We start from the raw sequence: 16,335 nt of genomic DNA, 5'->3' as shown, positions 1-16,335 counted from the left end.
AACATACAATCATTTTCTAGTGAAAAGAGCCCCCCTGACGGGAGGCTCTTTTCAAGATTAGGAGACGAATTTTAGTTCTCAGCCTTGAGGGCTGCTGTTAGCTGTGGCACAATCTTCTTCCAGTCGCCTACGAGACCGTAGTCAGCTACATCGAAGATTGGAGCATCCTCATCCTTGTTGATTGCGATGATGAGGTCAGACTCTTCCATACCAGCAACGTGCTGGATGGCTCCTGAAATACCGATAGCGAAATAGATGTTTGGACGAACGGTCTTTCCGGTCTGTCCAACCTGATAATCCTGTGCTAACCATCCGTTCTCAACAACGGCACGTGAGCAGGATACCATTCCGCCCTTGAAGCATGAAGCAAGCTCTTTCAACTGCTCGAATCCTTCTTCGGATCCAACACCACGACCACCGGATACAAGAACCTTTGCGTCCATGATGTTCTCAACGTTTCCAACTGCCTTTACAACTTCAAGAATTTCTACATAACGATTGTTTTCAACCAGGCCTGCATCAAAGTTGATGACTTCTGCCTTATGAGAAGGATCCTTTGGAAGCTTCTGCATAACACCAGGACGAACGGTTGCCATCTGAGGACGGTTGTTCGGACAAGCGATGGTTGCGATGGTGTTTCCACCAAATGCCGGACGAGTCATAAGAAGCTGGTTGTGCTTCTGCTGATCTTCCTTACCAGGAATTGGATTGAGTGGGAAATCACCAATCTCAAGAACGGTACAGTCAGCGGTAAGACCGGTTGCAACTCTTGCAGAAACGGTAGGACCGAGGTCACGACCGATTGCGGTTGCACCAACCAACATAATTTCCGGCTTGTAAGTATTGATTACAGCTGTCAAAGCCTGTGCATAAGGCTCTGTGCGGTAAGTCTCCAATAAAGGATTATCTACAACGATAACCTTGTCTGCACCGTATGCACCTAACTCATCGGTAAGGCTTCCAACATTGGAGCCCAAGAGTACAGCGGTCACATCGGTACCTAACTTTTCAGCAAGCTCTTTTCCCTTTCCGATCAATTCGAAAGCAATTGAGCTTAACTCATTGTCTACCTGCTGGGCGAACACATAGACGCCCTTATATTCTTCTAAACCCATGTTTATTCTCCTATTATGATAATATGAAAATTTACGCTTCTAATTGACACATCGATTAGATGATGTGCTTCTCACGGAACTTCTCCATGAGGTAGTTTACAGATTCAGTCGGATCAAGGTTAACCTTTTCTCCGGCACCCTTTGCTACCTTATCGGAAGCCTTTGCGATCTTTGTTGGTGAGCCTGCAAGACCGATGTTTGCATCGTCAAGATCAGTCAAATCTGCTCTGCCCCATACAGTTACTTCCTTCTCATCATAAGCGTCAAAAATTCCGCCAGGAGTCATGTATCTAGGCTCGTTTAATTCTGAAAGAGCAGTAATCAGGCATGGCATCTTAGCCTTTACCATATGATATCTGTCTTCGTACTGTCTCTTTACAACTACGCTGTCGCCTTCAACCTTGATGTCTTCTGCATAGGAAATAACAGGAAGTCCAAGATGTTCTGCAATCTGAGGTCCTACCTGAGCGGTATCTCCGTCGATTGCCTGACGACCGGTAATGATCAAATCATAATCCAATTTCTTAACAGCAGCTGCAACAGTTGAAGAAGTAGCCCAGGTATCAGCACCACCAAGTACGCGGTCTGTTACAAGGATTGCTTCATCAGCACCCATAGCCATAGCTTCACGAAGCATCACATCTGCCTTTGGAAGACCCATGGTAAGAACGGTAACCTTTGCTCCGGTTGCATCTTTGATTCTAAGAGCGGCCTCAAGACCAGCCTTATCATCCGGGTTCATGATTGCAAGCATAGATGCTCTATCAAGTGTTCCGTCCGGGTTGAACTTTACTCCGCCAGCGGTATCCGGAACCTGTTTAATACATACAACGATATTCATGTATTTCTTCCTCCTACTTCAATAATGCACCAGAGATTACCATACGCTGAACTTCTGAAGTTCCTTCGTAGATCTCTGTGATCTTAGCGTCACGCATCATACGCTCAACATCATACTCACGGATATATCCGTATCCACCGAAGAGCTGTACAACCTTTGTGGTAACTTCCATAGCGGTCTCAGCTGCAAAAAGCTTAGCCTTTGCTGCTTCTACAGAGTAAACCTTCTGGGTTTCCTTTGCCTTTGCTGCCTTGTAAACAAGAAGCTGAGCTGCCTCAACCTTTGCTGCAAGATCTGCAAGTACAAACTGGGTGTTCTGCTGTGCTGCGATAGAACGACCGAACTGCTTACGCTCTTTGGTATAAGCAACTGCACGATCCAAAGCACCTTCTGCAATTCCGAGTGCCTGAGCAGCGATACCGATACGACCACCATCAAGAGTGTGCATTGCGATTGGGAATCCCTTTCCTTCCGGTCCAAGGATTGCATCCTTAGGAATTCTGCAATCTTCGAAAATTAATTCATAAGTAGAAGATCCGCGGATACCCATCTTCTTCTCCTTGGTTCCGAATGAGAATCCAGGAGCACCCTTCTCAACGATAAATGCAGAGAAGTTCTTCTTCTTACGTCCACGCTTGTCTTCTGTTACGGAAGTGATTGCGATTACGATATAAACATCAGCAACCTTACCGTTTGTGATGAAGCACTTAGAGCCGTTTAATACCCACTCGTCTCCATCCAGAACAGCCTTTGTCTGAGCGCCCTGAGCGTCAGTACCTGCGCCAGGCTCAGTCAGTGCGAATGCACCAAGCTTTTCTCCGGTAGCAAGTGCGCGAACATATTTCTGCTTCTGCTCTTCGGTTCCGTATGTCAAAATCGGATCGATGCAGAGAGAGGTATGTGCAGAAACGATTACGCCGGTAGTAGCGCAAACCTTTGATAATTCTTCTACACACATTACATAGGTAAGAGGATCACATCCCTGTCCGCCGTACTCCTTCGGAACAGGAATTCCCATAAATCCAAATCTTCCCATTTTATCGACGGTTACCTGAGGAAATACCTCAGTCTCGTCGGTTTCCTGTGCCAATGGCTTAACTTCGGTTTCAGCGAAATCTCTGAATAAGCCGCGGGCCATCTCATGTTTCTGATCTAATGTGAAGTCCATGTTTTCGTCTCCTTCTATATTATTTGATTGATCTTATTGTGCATCTACAGGAGTCTTTGTACGATCTTCGTTGTACTTGTAGAATCCCTTGCCAGACTTAACACCGAGGTTTCCACCACGAACCATCTTGCGGATCAATGGGCATGCGCGATACTTGGAATCGCCGGTCTCGTTGTAAAGTACGTCCATAATTGCAAGGCAGATATCCAAACCGATGAAATCACCAAGCTCCAATGGTCCCATTGGATGATTTGCACCAAGCTTCATAGCAGTGTCGATACCTGCGATATCAGATACACCTTCCATCTTGATGAATGCAGCTTCGTTAATCATTGGGATCAGGATACGGTTTACTACGAATCCTGCTGCTTCATTTACCTGTACAGGAGTCTTTCCGATTTCTTCGGAAATCTTCTTAATGCAATCTACGGTTTCAACCGGAGTATTCACACCTGCGATAACTTCGATTAACTTCATACGGTCTGCAGGATTGAAGAAATGCATACCTACCATTGGGCGGGTCAATCCGTTTCCGATTTCTGTAATTGAAAGAGAAGAAGTGTTGGATGCAAAAATACACTCCGGCTTGCAGATCTTGTCTAATTCTGCGAAAGTTGTCTTCTTAACTTCCATGTTCTCAAATGCAGCTTCTACGATAAGATCGCAATCTGCACACAAATCTTCCTTTAAACCAGGAGTGATCTTTGCAACAATTGCATCAGCCTTCTCCTGAGTCATCTTTTCTTTTGCTACAAGCTTTGCGTAGCCTTTCTCAATCTTAGCCTTTCCGTTCTCAGCCCACTCCTGCTTGATATCGCAAAGTGCAACTTCATAGCCATCAACCTGAGCAAATGCTTTTGCAATTCCCTGGCCCATAGTACCAGCTCCGATAATACCTACCTTCATTTTTTCTCTCCTTGATCTTTTGATATTTTATCTCATGTGAAAGAATTGACAGGAATGTCTATTTTTTCACAAAGGGTCTAAAAAAATATGATTCACCACAGACGAGCAGTGTCTGCCGTGCATCCACTGCTCATCGGTAAAATACATTTTTATTTTTTACTTGTAAGCTTCAACGATGGTTGAGCAACCCATACCACCACCGATGCAAAGAGTAGCAAGACCTCTGTTTGCTCCGCTTCTTGCCATCTCGTGAAGAAGTGTTACAAGGATACGGCATCCTGAAGCTCCAACCGGATGTCCAAGTGCAATTGCACCACCGTTTACATTTACTTTGCTCATGTCAAAGTTCAGGTCACGGGCAACTGCGATAGACTGTGCAGCGAATGCTTCATTTGCTTCTACCAAATCGATGTCGTCGATGGTAAGACCGGTCTTCTCAAATACCTTTCTGGTAGATGCAACAGGTCCAACACCCATGATTTCAGGCTCAACACCGCCAAGTGCTCCGGCAACCCATGTAGCCATTGGCTTAACACCGAGTTCCTTTGCCTTTTCTTCGCTCATAACAACGATTGCAGCTGCACCGTCATTGATGCCGGATGCGTTACCTGCGGTAACAAGTCCACCCTGCTTACCAGAACAGCACTTTAAGTTTGCAAGGCTCTCTGCGGTTGTTCCAGGACGTGGTCCCTCATCCTTAACGAAGTCAACCATTTCCTTCTTAACCTTTACAGGTACAGGAACGATTTCATCATCAAATTTGCCTGCAGCGATTGCAGCTTCACACTTCTGCTGAGAATTAGCAGAGAATGCGTCTAATTCTTCACGGGTAATTCCGTACTTATCGCATACATTTTCTGCAGTAATCATCATGTGGTAGTTGTTGAATGCATCGGTCAATGCATCATTTACCATGGTATCGATGATTGTTGCATTGTTCATTCTATATCCAAAACGAGCTTTTGTCATAGCATATGGAGCCATAGACATGTTCTCCATACCTCCTGCTACTACAATGTCAGACTGTCCTGAAAGAATCTGTGCAGCAGCTTCGTTTACGCACTTAAGTCCAGATCCACAAACGACATTCAATGTTACAGCCGGAACCTCAATCGGAAGTCCTGCCTTGATAGATGCCTGACGAGCCACATTCTGTCCCTGTGCAGCCTGAATTACACATCCCATAAGAACTTCGTCTACCTGATCTGCAGGTACGCCTGCTCTGTTTAATGCTTCCTTAATTACGATTGCTCCAAGATCTGCAGCCGGTGTGTTTGAAAGTGCACCGCCCATTTTGCCGATTGCAGTACGGCATGCGCCTGCTAAAACAACTCTTTTTGCCATGTTAATGTCCTCTCCTTTTCCAAGTTCGTTGTGCCAAGAATTCCCTCCAGTTGTCACTCTCAGCTTCTTGTTAATCTTTTAACAAGCACTATTTTATCACATAATGCCCGTCAACGCAACCTATTTCTGTCAAACCGGGGATCATCAATAGAACACTTCCGTTCCGATGTGCTCACCTTCCCTCTTTCCATCCGGATCATAGCGGAAATACAGCCAGTTTCCCGTGATATTTCCCTTCAAAACAGATTTGACAATTCCCATGCAATGCGCACGGTCGTCGGCAGTCCAATAATGACCGTTCAGGACTGCTGCAAGATAAGTCATATTAAATTTTGAAATCACATGAAAGGTAGGGCTGAATTGCCCGCTCTGGTAAATCACGGATGTCAGTGAATTCGGGAATCCGGAACTTTGGACACGGTTGACCACGACAGATGCCACCGCATACCGCATGGCATCCGGATAACGGCGATCGCCGGCTTCACAAAACAGCAATGCTGCAAACAGTTCAAGTTCCCCTGACTGAACCGGAATGATATATTCCGACTCTGACGGTTCCGGAGCCGGATTCGGATTCTGCGGGTCTTCGTCCTGCGGGTCTTCCTGCTCTTCCTGACGCTTCTTTTCTTCTTCTTCACGCTTGCGACGCAATTCTTCTTCGAGTTCCTTTGCCTTGCGACGCTCCTCCTCGATATTGGCTTTGCGCGCCTCCTCCTCTTTCATCCTGCGCTCTTCTTCGCGGATTTCTTCCAATTGTTGTGCAATCTCATCCGACAGTTGCTCCTGCTCATCCAGATTCGATGAAAGAGAATTGATGGAAGTCAGCAGCGTATCCTGCTTTTTCTTTAATTCTTCTTTTTTTGCAACCAGCACTTTTTGTTTTTCTTCGAGTGCGGTCTTGTATTCTTTAATTTGGGAAAGGGTGTCCGCATATTCCTGAGCCAGTTCACGATCACGTTTTGTCACCTGACTGACATATTCGACGCGGTTTATCAAATCGGACAATGATTTGGCCTGCAGAAAATAAACCCATGAAGACTGCTCCTCATTCTCATACATATATTGAATGCGCAGTTTCATATCTTCATACTGACGGTCTGCGCTTTTTTGCACCTCTTCCAGCTTCTGATTCAGTTTTTTAATTTCTTTTTCGGTCGATTCTATATTGTGCTCGATTTCGACAACATCCGACGAAATATGATCCAGCTCGGAATTGCTGTCACCCAGCTGCTCTTTCAGCTTGCGGATTTCTTCATCCACTTCCTCCTGCTGTGTCTCCAGGTCATCCGAAGTTGTCGCCGCCGTCCGTGACAGCGGTCCATATGAAATTGTGCCAATCACCAGCGATAAAACCAGTACTGCCAATGTCATGCGCTTTTTCATATTTTTCCTCGTTTCTTGTTATTTTTCACAATAAACTCATTGTAACAGTCCACTTTGGCAAACACAATGACCAAATGTACTATTTTCTATATATGCGAAACCAAATCGCCTTTATATTCCTTTGTCCTTTGACCGGATGCTACAGGATATAAAGCCGCACGGAATTTTTTCGTCAATTCAATCAGCCTCTCATCCGGCACAAACTGCTTGATAGTATCGGCATCCATCTTCACGCGATTGTCCATTGTCTTCATGATATCTTTGATCTGTATCAGCCGCTGTACGGCCGGTTTCGTCAAATCATAGATTTCATTATCCGAAAATCTAAGGACCACAGGATGCATAAAATCAACCGGATTTTCGACCAGGACAATCCCCTTTGTACCATCTGCGAAATCCACGCGTGCTGCACCCGGGCAAATATGAATGCATTCACATAATGTTGTCACATATACCGGATGATACTCATACGGATCAGACTCAAGCATCCGAATTGCTGCGATTTCAGAGATCGGAGCATGTCCAATGTTCATTGCCGTAGCGCGGTCAAACTGATCTGCCACACGCAACAGCATCCGCATCTGCAGTAAATCTTCGTCCGGTTTCAATGAGCCCAAATCATCCGAGCCGTGATATACAAACACCTGCATCAAAGCCAGCGCGCGTGGAAAATAATCAAAGTCTCCTCGATAGTTGGACAGAAAATCCAGTCCTCTCGCAAGCGACCGGCGCGTCGCCTCACGATCTGATTCATCAAGATCTTCGCCCTTTTCCAGAATGGCACGCGGTACATATCGGTATCCAACGCCAAACAAAAGAGCTGCTGCAATCATGGTTCGCTGTTTTTGCACCGTATACGACAAACGGCTGGTAATCATCGCCACCAGAATCGCAGTGCTGATTGCATGCTTGTACATAAAATCCTCCGGACTGCGTAGATTCTGATTAAAATTCACGCGATGATCCAGTTTCCCATAATTGCGCAATATATCCTCAATCAGACTGTTTAAAGAATCTATTTTTTGGCGCGAAACTACCTGGTCCATGATTTCGCGCAACTTAAACATACAGATGGTCTGCATCTGTTCAAACGCGATATCCTCTCGTGAAAGCGGCGGAACCGGTTCTGCCGGCTCTAAAATATAGATTCCGATCAATCCGAAATTCTTAATACTGTTGATGGCAGCCACTGTCAGTCGCGAATTAATATCATACAGTAACACACCATTCTTGTTATAGATTGGTTTTGCCAACCGCATCCCTGTTTTCAATTCGTCAGTTGCTACAAATTGCATACCCCTTCTCCTTCTTGATTTACGATAACAACTCCACGATACTAATATATCATTCTTTCCAATATTGCTTCAACCGCAAAACGCACTTTCCACTGAGATTCCGCTGCCATTCATATTCAGCCGCTTCAAGTCTCGCTCGCGAGACTCTGCCCCCTAAAACACGTAAGCCACCAAATATATATAAAGAGCAATAAAAGCAAGTACAACAAGCACGCTCATAAGGCTTGGATTCTCCAAAGTCCCGAGCGGATTTTTCCCTTTTAATTCTGATCTATCCACTAATTCTAATCTATCCAGTTCAGCCAGCAAATTATCCATTTCTTCTTCCGAGTTATAAATATTATGACAAATAAACTCATCCAAATACCGCTCCGGCTCTATGCAGTCTTCATCCTCATAGGGCTTTATCACCGCATTATTTCGAATTCTTTCAAGCAGTATCTTTTTATTTTTCAAAGAAGTATCCTCTTTGATCAATGTTATCGCAGGTCCGGATATATTGTCATATAATGCTACGGCTTGATGCAATTCTTCGATAAATTTCTCATTGCGCATTCGCTTATACAATGCCTCAACATATTTTATTTGCGCTTGCTTTTTCAAATCATACTGCGTTATTTGTTCACGTAAACGGATAAACATTTTCTCCGGTCTGTCAAATAAAAAGTGCGCTTCCCAGTATGCCCCGAACAAATTCGCATAGAAATCGTTTTCCGTTGCATTCGCATCGATCACATCATACGCTTCCCAATAGTCCTCTTCCGATAAATATAACTGAATCAGCGCAAGCCGACATACTTTTTCATCATGATTCATATCCTGATTGGAAAGCACGTTTTCCCGCTGTGCTTCAAGCCACTCGAAATACTTGTCTTTATCGTTTGGATAACGAAACACATAATACATCTGATTCTTAACGCCGTCGCTAGAGGGATGTTTCAAAAGATACGCCTTTGCATCTTCCTCTTTTGATATCAGCTTATATTCATTCAAAAAATCATATCGCTCATCGAAAAACAACGACCCTTCAAAATAATCTCCAATGTCAATTCCGAGAAACTTAAGATCATATTTCTCTTTCAGTTCATCCACTTCTTCTAAATTGTCGGTGACCACCATCAATACGCAATCATCGCAAACAGTTTTTATACCTCGATATAATGCGATGATTTCAGCAAAATTTTTTCTACTGTCTTCCGCCTCATCCGCCAGTTTGTATAATCTCGAAAGGTAGTCTACATATCGCCCGAAATACAAATTTTCCTTTTTTCGCCGTTCTCTAAAGTTACCGGAGGCATGAAAAGTGAACTTCGGAATTTCCAAATCCATCCCCTGATATCCATATTCATTCATGCCATTTACAATACTGATTTCCGTCATATATTTTCCCTTTCTCTCATCATGAGAAGCCCCCACTGAGCGAAACACTTCCACAAATTTCAGAACAAAAAAATTATACAAAAATCACTATTCTCCGTCAATTGACTCTATCCCCTAACAAAAAGAAGAACCGCTTACGCAGTTCTTCTTCCTAAAATTTTCTTATATATTTTTTACAGTTGCGATATCAACCGGTTCTTTTGTGGCATCTGCTGTTTCAAGCGCATGCGCAAGTGCATTTGCCGTATCCATTGCAGTGATACAATACACACCGGTTTCGATTGCATTTCGACGAATCAGGAATCCGTCTCGTGACTTGTCTCGTCCCTGTGTCGGAGTATCGATGACCAGGTCAATCTTATGTCCAAGGATCAAATCCATTACGTTAGGAGATTCCTGCGAAATCTTGTTGACGCGGAGCGCATTTACGCCATGCTCCTGCAGATATTTTGCAGTACTTCTTGTGGCATAAATCTTGTAGCCCAGTGCTTCGAAACGTTTTGCAACTCCAACTGCTTCCGGCTTGTCCGCATCCTTTACGGTCATAATCATCTGCTTATATTTTGGCAGTTTCACGCCGGCGCCTGCAAAGGCTTTGTAAAGTGCACCGTTGAAGGTCTTATCGATTCCGAGGCATTCTCCTGTGGATTTCATTTCCGGTCCAAGAGAGATTTCCGCACCGCGCAATTTCTCGAAGGAGAATACCGGCATCTTGATTGCAATATAATCTGCTGTCGGAGCAAGTCCCGGAGTATAACCCATACCCTTTAAGGTATGTCCCATAATACATTTTGCAGCCAGATCCACAATTGGAATTCCGGTTACTTTGCTGATATACGGAACGGTTCTTGAAGAACGCGGATTTACTTCGATGACATAAATCTCATCATCCATGTCGATAAACTGGATGTTAATCAATCCGACTACATGCAATGCTCTTGCCAGACGCTTGGTGTATTCCACCAAAGTGTCACGGGCATGGTCGCTGATGGTCGGTGCCGGATAAACAGAGATGGAGTCTCCGGAATGCACACCGGTACGCTCGATATGCTCCATGATACCCGGAATCAGGATATCTTCGCCGTCACATACCGCATCCACTTCGATTTCTTTTCCTTGAAGATATTTATCAACCAAAATCGGATGATCCTGTGCATAGGTATTGATGATTGCCATGAATTCATCAATTTCGTCATCGTTAAATGCAATCTGCATTCCCTGTCCGCCCAGGACATAAGAAGGACGAACAAGTACCGGATAACCGATGCGATTTGCAACTTCCTTTGCTTCCTCTGCAGTAAATACCGTGCCGCCTGATGCTCTAGGAATTCCGGTTTCTTCAAGAATCTTATCAAAGAGTTCACGGTCTTCGGCTGCATCCACATCCTCAGCCTTGGTTCCAAGAATCGGAACACCCATCTTCATTAGGGCTTCGGTCAGCTTAATCGCGGTCTGTCCACCGAACTGTACCACCGCACCGTCCGGCTTTTCGATGTTTACGATGCTTTCCACATCTTCTGCGGTTAATGGCTCAAAATATAATTTATCTGCAATATCGAAGTCGGTAGAAACCGTCTCCGGGTTATTGTTTACGATAATGGTTTCCCAGCCTTCCTTTGCGAAAGCCCAGGTACAATGTACACTACAGAAGTCAAATTCGATACCCTGTCCGATTCGAATCGGACCTGAACCGAGTACCAAAACCTTCTTTTCCGGTTTGGTTTCTGCTGCTTCGTTTTCGCTTCCGTATACAGAATAATAATATGGTGTCTCGGCTGCAAATTCTGCCGCACAGGTATCTACCATCTTATATGCTGCTACAATATTGTTCGCATAACGCTGATCGCGAATTTCTTCTTCGGTCTTTCCAACCAGACGCGCAATGACGCTGTCCGGATATTCGATGCGTTTTGCTTCTGCAAGAAGTTCTGCAGTAAGTTCTCTTGCATGGGTTCCGGTTGCTTTTGCAACTGCCGGATTGCAGAGCATCAATGTCTTTTCCATCTCGACGAGAATTGCAAGCTTATCGATAAACCAATGGTCAATCATGGTAATCTCATGAATCTTGTCATAGCTTACACCACGACGAAGTGCTTCTGCGATAACCCAGATACGACGATCATCCACAACTGCTAACTGCTTTAACAGTTCTTCGTTTGAAAGTTCAGAGAAGTCGTATGACTGTAAGCAATCCACATGCTGCTCCAAAGAACGGATTGCCTTCATCAGCGCACCTTCGAAGTTGTCGCAGATACTCATAACTTCACCGGTTGCCTTCATCTGTGTTGTCAAAGTTCTCTTTGCGGTTAAGAACTTATCGAATGGAAGACGTGGAATCTTTACGACGCAGTAATCAAGCATCGGCTCGAAGCTGGCGTAGGTCTTCTGTGTAATTGCATTCTTGATTTCATCAAGGGTATATCCCAAAGCAATCTTTGCAGTTACCTTTGCGATTGGATATCCGGTCGCCTTGGATGCAAGCGCAGAAGAACGGGATACACGAGGGTTTACCTCGATTACACAATATTCAAAAGATTCCGGATGGAGTGCATACTGCACATTACATCCACCTGTGATTTCAAGCTCATTGATGATATTTAAAGCAGAGCTACGAAGCATCTGATATTCTTTATCACCTAAGGTTTGGGAAGGAGCCACAACGATGGAATCACCGGTATGCACACCAACCGGATCAATGTTTTCCATGTTGCAGACAGTAATGCAGTTGCCGTTTGCATCGCGCATTACTTCGTATTCGATTTCTTTCCAACCTGCGATACAACGTTCTACCAATACTTCTCCCACGCGGGACAAGCGCAATCCGTTGCTCAAAATCTCGATTAATTCCTGCTCATTATGAGCAATACCGCCGCCGGATCCACCTAAGGTAAATGCAGGGCGGAGCACTACAGGATAACCGATGGTATTGGTGAATTTGATACCATCTTCGATATTGTTTACAACCTGGGAAGCGGCGATTGGCTCGCCAATCTTTTCCATGGTGTCCTTAAATGCCTGGCGGTCCTCAGCTTTAAAAATAGTCTCGGCCGTGGTTCCGATTAATTTCACACCGGCTTCTTCCAAGAATCCGCTTTCGGCCAGTTCCATACCAAGGTTCAGTCCCGCCTGACCACCAAGTGTCGGCAAGATAGAATCCGGTTTTTCTTTTAAAATAATTTCTTTTAATACATCTAATGTCAATGGCTCGATATAAACCTGATCTGCAATCTGCTTATCGGTCATAATCGTTGCCGGGTTGGAATTCACCAGGCAAACCTCTACGCCTTCTTCTTTTAAAGAACGGCATGCCTGGGTTCCTGCGTAATCAAACTCTGCAGCCTGTCCGATTACAATAGGACCGGAGCCGATTACCAATACTTTCTTAATGTCATGATTTCTAGGCATTTGTGGCTCCTTTCTACTTGCTCATCATATCAATAAATCGGTCAAAGAGGTATGCGCTGTCCTGTGGTCCAGGGCATGCCTCCGGGTGAAACTGTACGGTAAAGATGTTCTTGCCGACATAGGCAAGACCTTCGTTTGTGCCATCGTTGACATTCACGAAAGCCGGTGTTGCAACAGCCGGATCCAACTTATCCGTGTCAACCACATATCCGTGGTTCTGTGAAGAAATATATACTTTTCCTGTCGCGAGGTCCTTTACCGGATGGTTACCGCCGCGATGTCCGTATTTCATCTTATGGGTGTCTGCACCGGTTGCGAGTGCCATAAGCTGATGTCCGAGACAGATTGCAAAAATCGGCACATCGGAATCATATAACTTTTTCACCTCATCGATGATGCTGCCGCAATCCTTCGGATCTCCAGGGCCGTTTGACAACATGATGCCGTCCGGATTTGCAGCAAGAATTTCTTCTGCCTTTGTGCGTGCCGGATAAATGGTCACTTCACAGCCTCTGTCATTCAAACTCTTTGCAATATTATTTTTGGCACCGAAGTCAAGCAAAGCAACTTTTTTGCCGGTCCCCTTCAGGACATGCACTTCATCACAGGTCACTTTGTCAACCACATTGCCGGTTGTATAAGCATGAAGCTTTGGTAAAATCTCATCCAGATTGTAATTCTCATTGCGGGTAATCATGCCATTCATGGTTCCCTTCTCACGAAGAATCTTGGTGAGGGCACGCGTGTCAATACCGCAAATTCCCGGAATGTCATGTTCAAGCAAGAAATCCTGAATCGAACCGGTTGCTCTGAAATTGGAATAGTTGCGGGATAATTCGCGAACAATGTATCCATCCGGCCATGGTTTTTGAGATTCCATATCCGGTGTAATACCATAATTGCCGATGAGTGGATAGGTCATGACGACCGCCTGACCTGCGTACGAAGGATCTGTCAGCACTTCAAGGTATCCGGTCATGGAAGTGTTGAACACGATCTCACTAATGACTTCTCTGTCAGAACCAATGCCCTTTCCGGTGAACACGGTTCCATCTTCTAAGATGAGATATGCTTTCATATATTCTGCCTTTCTGTTGATATGTGGGCAAAAAAAAAGAGACGAATGCCCTTTTTCTCGCATTTAGAAAATTCTATCACAGCGACCTGGTTTTTTCAATGAAAAATGTGCGAAAAAAGCAAACAAAAAAGACGGCAAAAAAATACAATTTTGCCATCTTTTTTAACAAGAATATGCATTTTTATTTATTGAGCCCTGCAATTTTATCCGCAAGCCCGGTATAGCGCTTTTGCTCATGATTGTTTGCAACCATCTCATAGAAGGTTTGTTCATCACCCACAATGGTCACACAATTCTTTGCTCTGGTAACCGCCGTATAAATCAGATTGCGATTCATCAGCATGCGCGGTCCGCTCATCAACGGAATTACCACAGCCGGATATTCCGACCCCTGCGATTTGTGAATTGTAATCGCATAGGCATGTTCCAATTCATCCAACTGTTTGAACGAATATTCTACCTTGTGATTTTCATCGAAGCAGATGGTCATCTGCTCTGCAAACCGGTTGATTTCTTCGATGATGCCCATGTCGCCGTTGAAGACACCCATTCCCTTTTCAATGGCTAGCCCGTATTTGCTACGCACTTCCCATTCAAGTTGATAGTCGTTGCGAATCTGCATCACCTTATCACCTTCACGGAAGATGCGTCCGGCATGCTCATATTCCTTTTTGCCGTCCTCCGGCGGATTGATATAATACTGCAAAATTTTGTTCAGCCGCTCCACACCGAGATTGCCTTTGCGCGTCGGTGTCAGAACCTGGATATCAAACGGAGTTGCATGGACATAATTCGGCAATTTCTGAACAATCAGCTGCAGTGTGACATTGATAATTTTATCTGCATCATAGCGCTTCAGGAAAAAGAAATCTTTGCTCTTGTTGTCCAATACCACTTCCTCGCCATGATTGATTTTGTGTGCATTGACGATGATGTCACTCTCCGACGCCTGACGGAACACCTTGGTCAGACATACGGTATGAAATGCTTTGGATGCAATCATATCTTTGAGCACACAGCCCGGTCCCACGGACGGCAACTGGTTGGTATCGCCGACGAGAATCAGTCTCGTACCATGCGGGATTGCACGGAGAAGTGCATACATCAGCGTGATATCCACCATCGACATCTCATCGATGATAATGACATCCGTCTCCAATGGATTCTGCTCATTCCGTTCAAATCCCCCATTGCCTTCCGGTCCTCCGGAGACTTCGAGCATACGATGAATTGTGCGTGCCTCATACCCGGTGGTCTCACTCATGCGCTTGGCCGCGCGGCCGGTCGGCGCTGCCAGGAAGATATCCAGTCCTTCTTCTTCAAAATAACGGATGATGCAATTGATTGTCGTAGTCTTTCCGGTACCCGGTCCACCGGTCACAATCAACAGGCCGTTGCGCGCCGCTTCCACCACGGCATCCGCCTGATGTGCTTCAAGCTCGATGCCGGTCTTTTTTTGAATTTGTGCGATCTGTGCGCGCACGACCGATTCGGAAATATCATATTGCGTATCCAGCGCTTTCAACATTGCTGCGGAATTTTCTTCCATTCGATGAAACATCATCGAAGCAATGCAGACCTCGTCTCCACGATTTTGCATGACAATTTTGCGGTCCATCGCCAGATTCATAAAATGCGATTCGATCAGTTCCGGCGTCACTTCCAAAAGACGCGCGGCACGCCCCGACAGTTCCTCTTCCGGCAGATAAGTATGTCCTTCATTGGATGCCTGCATCAGCGTATACAGGATTCCGGAACACACACGAAAGTCTGAATCAGTGTGAATGCCGACGCGCATGGCAATCTCATCAGCAGTCCGAAAGCCGACGCCTTCGATGTCTTCTGCCATGCGATATGGGTTCTCGCGGATCATTTGATACACATCCGCACCATACCGCTGATAGATTTTCACTGCGAGATTCATCGTAATGCCATACTGCTGCAAAAACAGCATCGCCTCACGCAGGTCTTTTCGCTCATTGACCTGATCGGCAATCTCCATCGCTTTGCGCGCAGAAATCCCCTTGATTTCCGACAAACGCTCCGGTTCTTCCTCCATGATGCGAAAAGTGTCAGCCTTAAATCTGCGAACGATACGTGCCGCCAGCGCGACACCGATGCCTTTGATAGCGCCGCTTGCGAGATATCGCTCGATGGCTTCTTCGTCCTCCGGCGCCTTTTGTTCATAGCTGGCCACCTTGAACTGATTGCCATATGTCGGATGAACCGTATAATCCCCCTGTGCTTCGATATTTTCGCCTTCTGCAATATCAGGAAAATTGCCGACGCAGGTCAGTTCTTCACCGTCTACGATTAAATTTAAAATGGTATATCCATTGTCCGGATTCCGCCAGACAATATGATCAACATATCCATTGATTGTTTCCATTGATTCCTATGCTCTTTCCTTTTCTTTCTAA

At 45.2% G+C, this 16,335-nt stretch carries 11 protein-coding genes; all 11 read right to left on the bottom strand.

Going from position 1 to position 16,335, the window contains the following annotated elements; translation table 11 throughout:
* Positions 1-71: 71 nt before the first annotated feature.
* Positions 72-1,115: an electron transfer flavoprotein subunit alpha/FixB family protein gene (locus CSX02_RS12865; RefSeq protein WP_031542369.1), complete on the bottom strand. Its 1,044-nt coding sequence runs from the start codon at positions 1,113-1,115 to the stop codon at positions 72-74.
* Positions 1,116-1,170: 55 nt separating this feature from the next.
* Positions 1,171-1,956 (bottom strand): electron transfer flavoprotein subunit beta/FixA family protein, encoded by a 786-nt coding sequence (locus CSX02_RS12860; RefSeq protein ID WP_031542371.1) that lies wholly within the window; start codon positions 1,954-1,956, stop codon positions 1,171-1,173.
* Positions 1,957-1,969: 13 nt separating this feature from the next.
* A complete protein-coding gene (locus CSX02_RS12855; protein WP_031542373.1) occupies positions 1,970-3,124 on the bottom strand; it encodes an acyl-CoA dehydrogenase in 1,155 nt (384 codons plus the stop codon).
* Between the two features lie 33 nt (positions 3,125-3,157).
* Positions 3,158-4,030, bottom strand: a complete 873-nt coding sequence (locus tag CSX02_RS12850) for a 3-hydroxyacyl-CoA dehydrogenase family protein (RefSeq protein WP_031542375.1) — start codon at positions 4,028-4,030, stop codon at positions 3,158-3,160.
* A 156-nt stretch (positions 4,031-4,186) separates the two neighbouring features.
* Positions 4,187-5,374 (bottom strand): acetyl-CoA C-acetyltransferase, encoded by a 1,188-nt coding sequence (locus CSX02_RS12845; protein WP_099386965.1) that lies wholly within the window; start codon positions 5,372-5,374, stop codon positions 4,187-4,189.
* Positions 5,375-5,518: 144 nt separating this feature from the next.
* Positions 5,519-6,757 (bottom strand): coiled-coil domain-containing protein, encoded by a 1,239-nt coding sequence (locus CSX02_RS12840; RefSeq protein ID WP_099386964.1) that lies wholly within the window; start codon positions 6,755-6,757, stop codon positions 5,519-5,521.
* An 86-nt stretch (positions 6,758-6,843) separates the two neighbouring features.
* Positions 6,844-8,052, bottom strand: a complete 1,209-nt coding sequence (locus CSX02_RS12835; protein ID WP_099386963.1) for an HD domain-containing phosphohydrolase — start codon at positions 8,050-8,052, stop codon at positions 6,844-6,846.
* A 153-nt stretch (positions 8,053-8,205) separates the two neighbouring features.
* Positions 8,206-9,432 (bottom strand): hypothetical protein, encoded by a 1,227-nt coding sequence (locus tag CSX02_RS12830; RefSeq protein WP_189281579.1) that lies wholly within the window; start codon positions 9,430-9,432, stop codon positions 8,206-8,208.
* A gap of 162 nt (positions 9,433-9,594) precedes the next feature.
* Positions 9,595-12,837 carry a carbamoyl-phosphate synthase large subunit gene (gene carB / locus CSX02_RS12825; RefSeq protein WP_099386961.1) on the bottom strand — a complete coding sequence of 1,081 codons (3,243 nt, stop codon included), beginning with the start codon at positions 12,835-12,837 and terminating at the stop codon, positions 9,595-9,597.
* A gap of 13 nt (positions 12,838-12,850) precedes the next feature.
* Positions 12,851-13,915, bottom strand: coding sequence for a carbamoyl phosphate synthase small subunit (locus CSX02_RS12820; protein WP_031542391.1), 1,065 nt, complete (start codon positions 13,913-13,915; stop codon positions 12,851-12,853).
* Positions 13,916-14,096: 181 nt separating this feature from the next.
* Positions 14,097-16,304: an SF1B family DNA helicase RecD2 gene (gene recD2, locus CSX02_RS12815; protein ID WP_099386960.1), complete on the bottom strand. Its 2,208-nt coding sequence runs from the start codon at positions 16,302-16,304 to the stop codon at positions 14,097-14,099.
* Positions 16,305-16,335 lie beyond the last annotated feature (31 nt).

Source organism: Agathobacter ruminis, from assembly GCF_002735305.1.
GTDB classification, from domain to species: domain Bacteria; phylum Bacillota; class Clostridia; order Lachnospirales; family Lachnospiraceae; genus Roseburia; species Roseburia ruminis.
Note: the sequence above shows the minus strand (reverse complement) of the source record. Positions and strands in the feature narration are given on the sequence as shown.

Bases quoted from the DNA above. Each gene is read 5' to 3' on its own strand.
- CSX02_RS12835 (WP_099386963.1), bottom strand. From the start codon at position 8,052: ATGCAATTTGTAGCAACTGACGAATTGAAAACAGGGATGCGGTTGGCA.
- CSX02_RS12820 (WP_031542391.1), bottom strand. From the start codon at position 13,915: ATGAAAGCATATCTCATCTTAGAAGATGGAACCGTGTTCACCGGAAAG.
- CSX02_RS12845 (WP_099386965.1), bottom strand. From the start codon at position 5,374: ATGGCAAAAAGAGTTGTTTTAGCAGGCGCATGCCGTACTGCAATCGGC.
- CSX02_RS12860 (WP_031542371.1), bottom strand. From the start codon at position 1,956: ATGAATATCGTTGTATGTATTAAACAGGTTCCGGATACCGCTGGCGGA.
- carB (WP_099386961.1), bottom strand. From the start codon at position 12,837: ATGCCTAGAAATCATGACATTAAGAAAGTATTGGTAATCGGCTCCGGT.
- CSX02_RS12855 (WP_031542373.1), bottom strand. From the start codon at position 3,124: ATGGACTTCACATTAGATCAGAAACATGAGATGGCCCGCGGCTTATTC.
- CSX02_RS12850 (WP_031542375.1), bottom strand. From the start codon at position 4,030: ATGAAGGTAGGTATTATCGGAGCTGGTACTATGGGCCAGGGAATTGCA.
- CSX02_RS12840 (WP_099386964.1), bottom strand. From the start codon at position 6,757: ATGAAAAAGCGCATGACATTGGCAGTACTGGTTTTATCGCTGGTGATT.
- CSX02_RS12830 (WP_189281579.1), bottom strand. From the start codon at position 9,432: ATGACGGAAATCAGTATTGTAAATGGCATGAATGAATATGGATATCAG.
- CSX02_RS12865 (WP_031542369.1), bottom strand. From the start codon at position 1,115: ATGGGTTTAGAAGAATATAAGGGCGTCTATGTGTTCGCCCAGCAGGTA.
- recD2 (WP_099386960.1), bottom strand. From the start codon at position 16,304: ATGGAAACAATCAATGGATATGTTGATCATATTGTCTGGCGGAATCCG.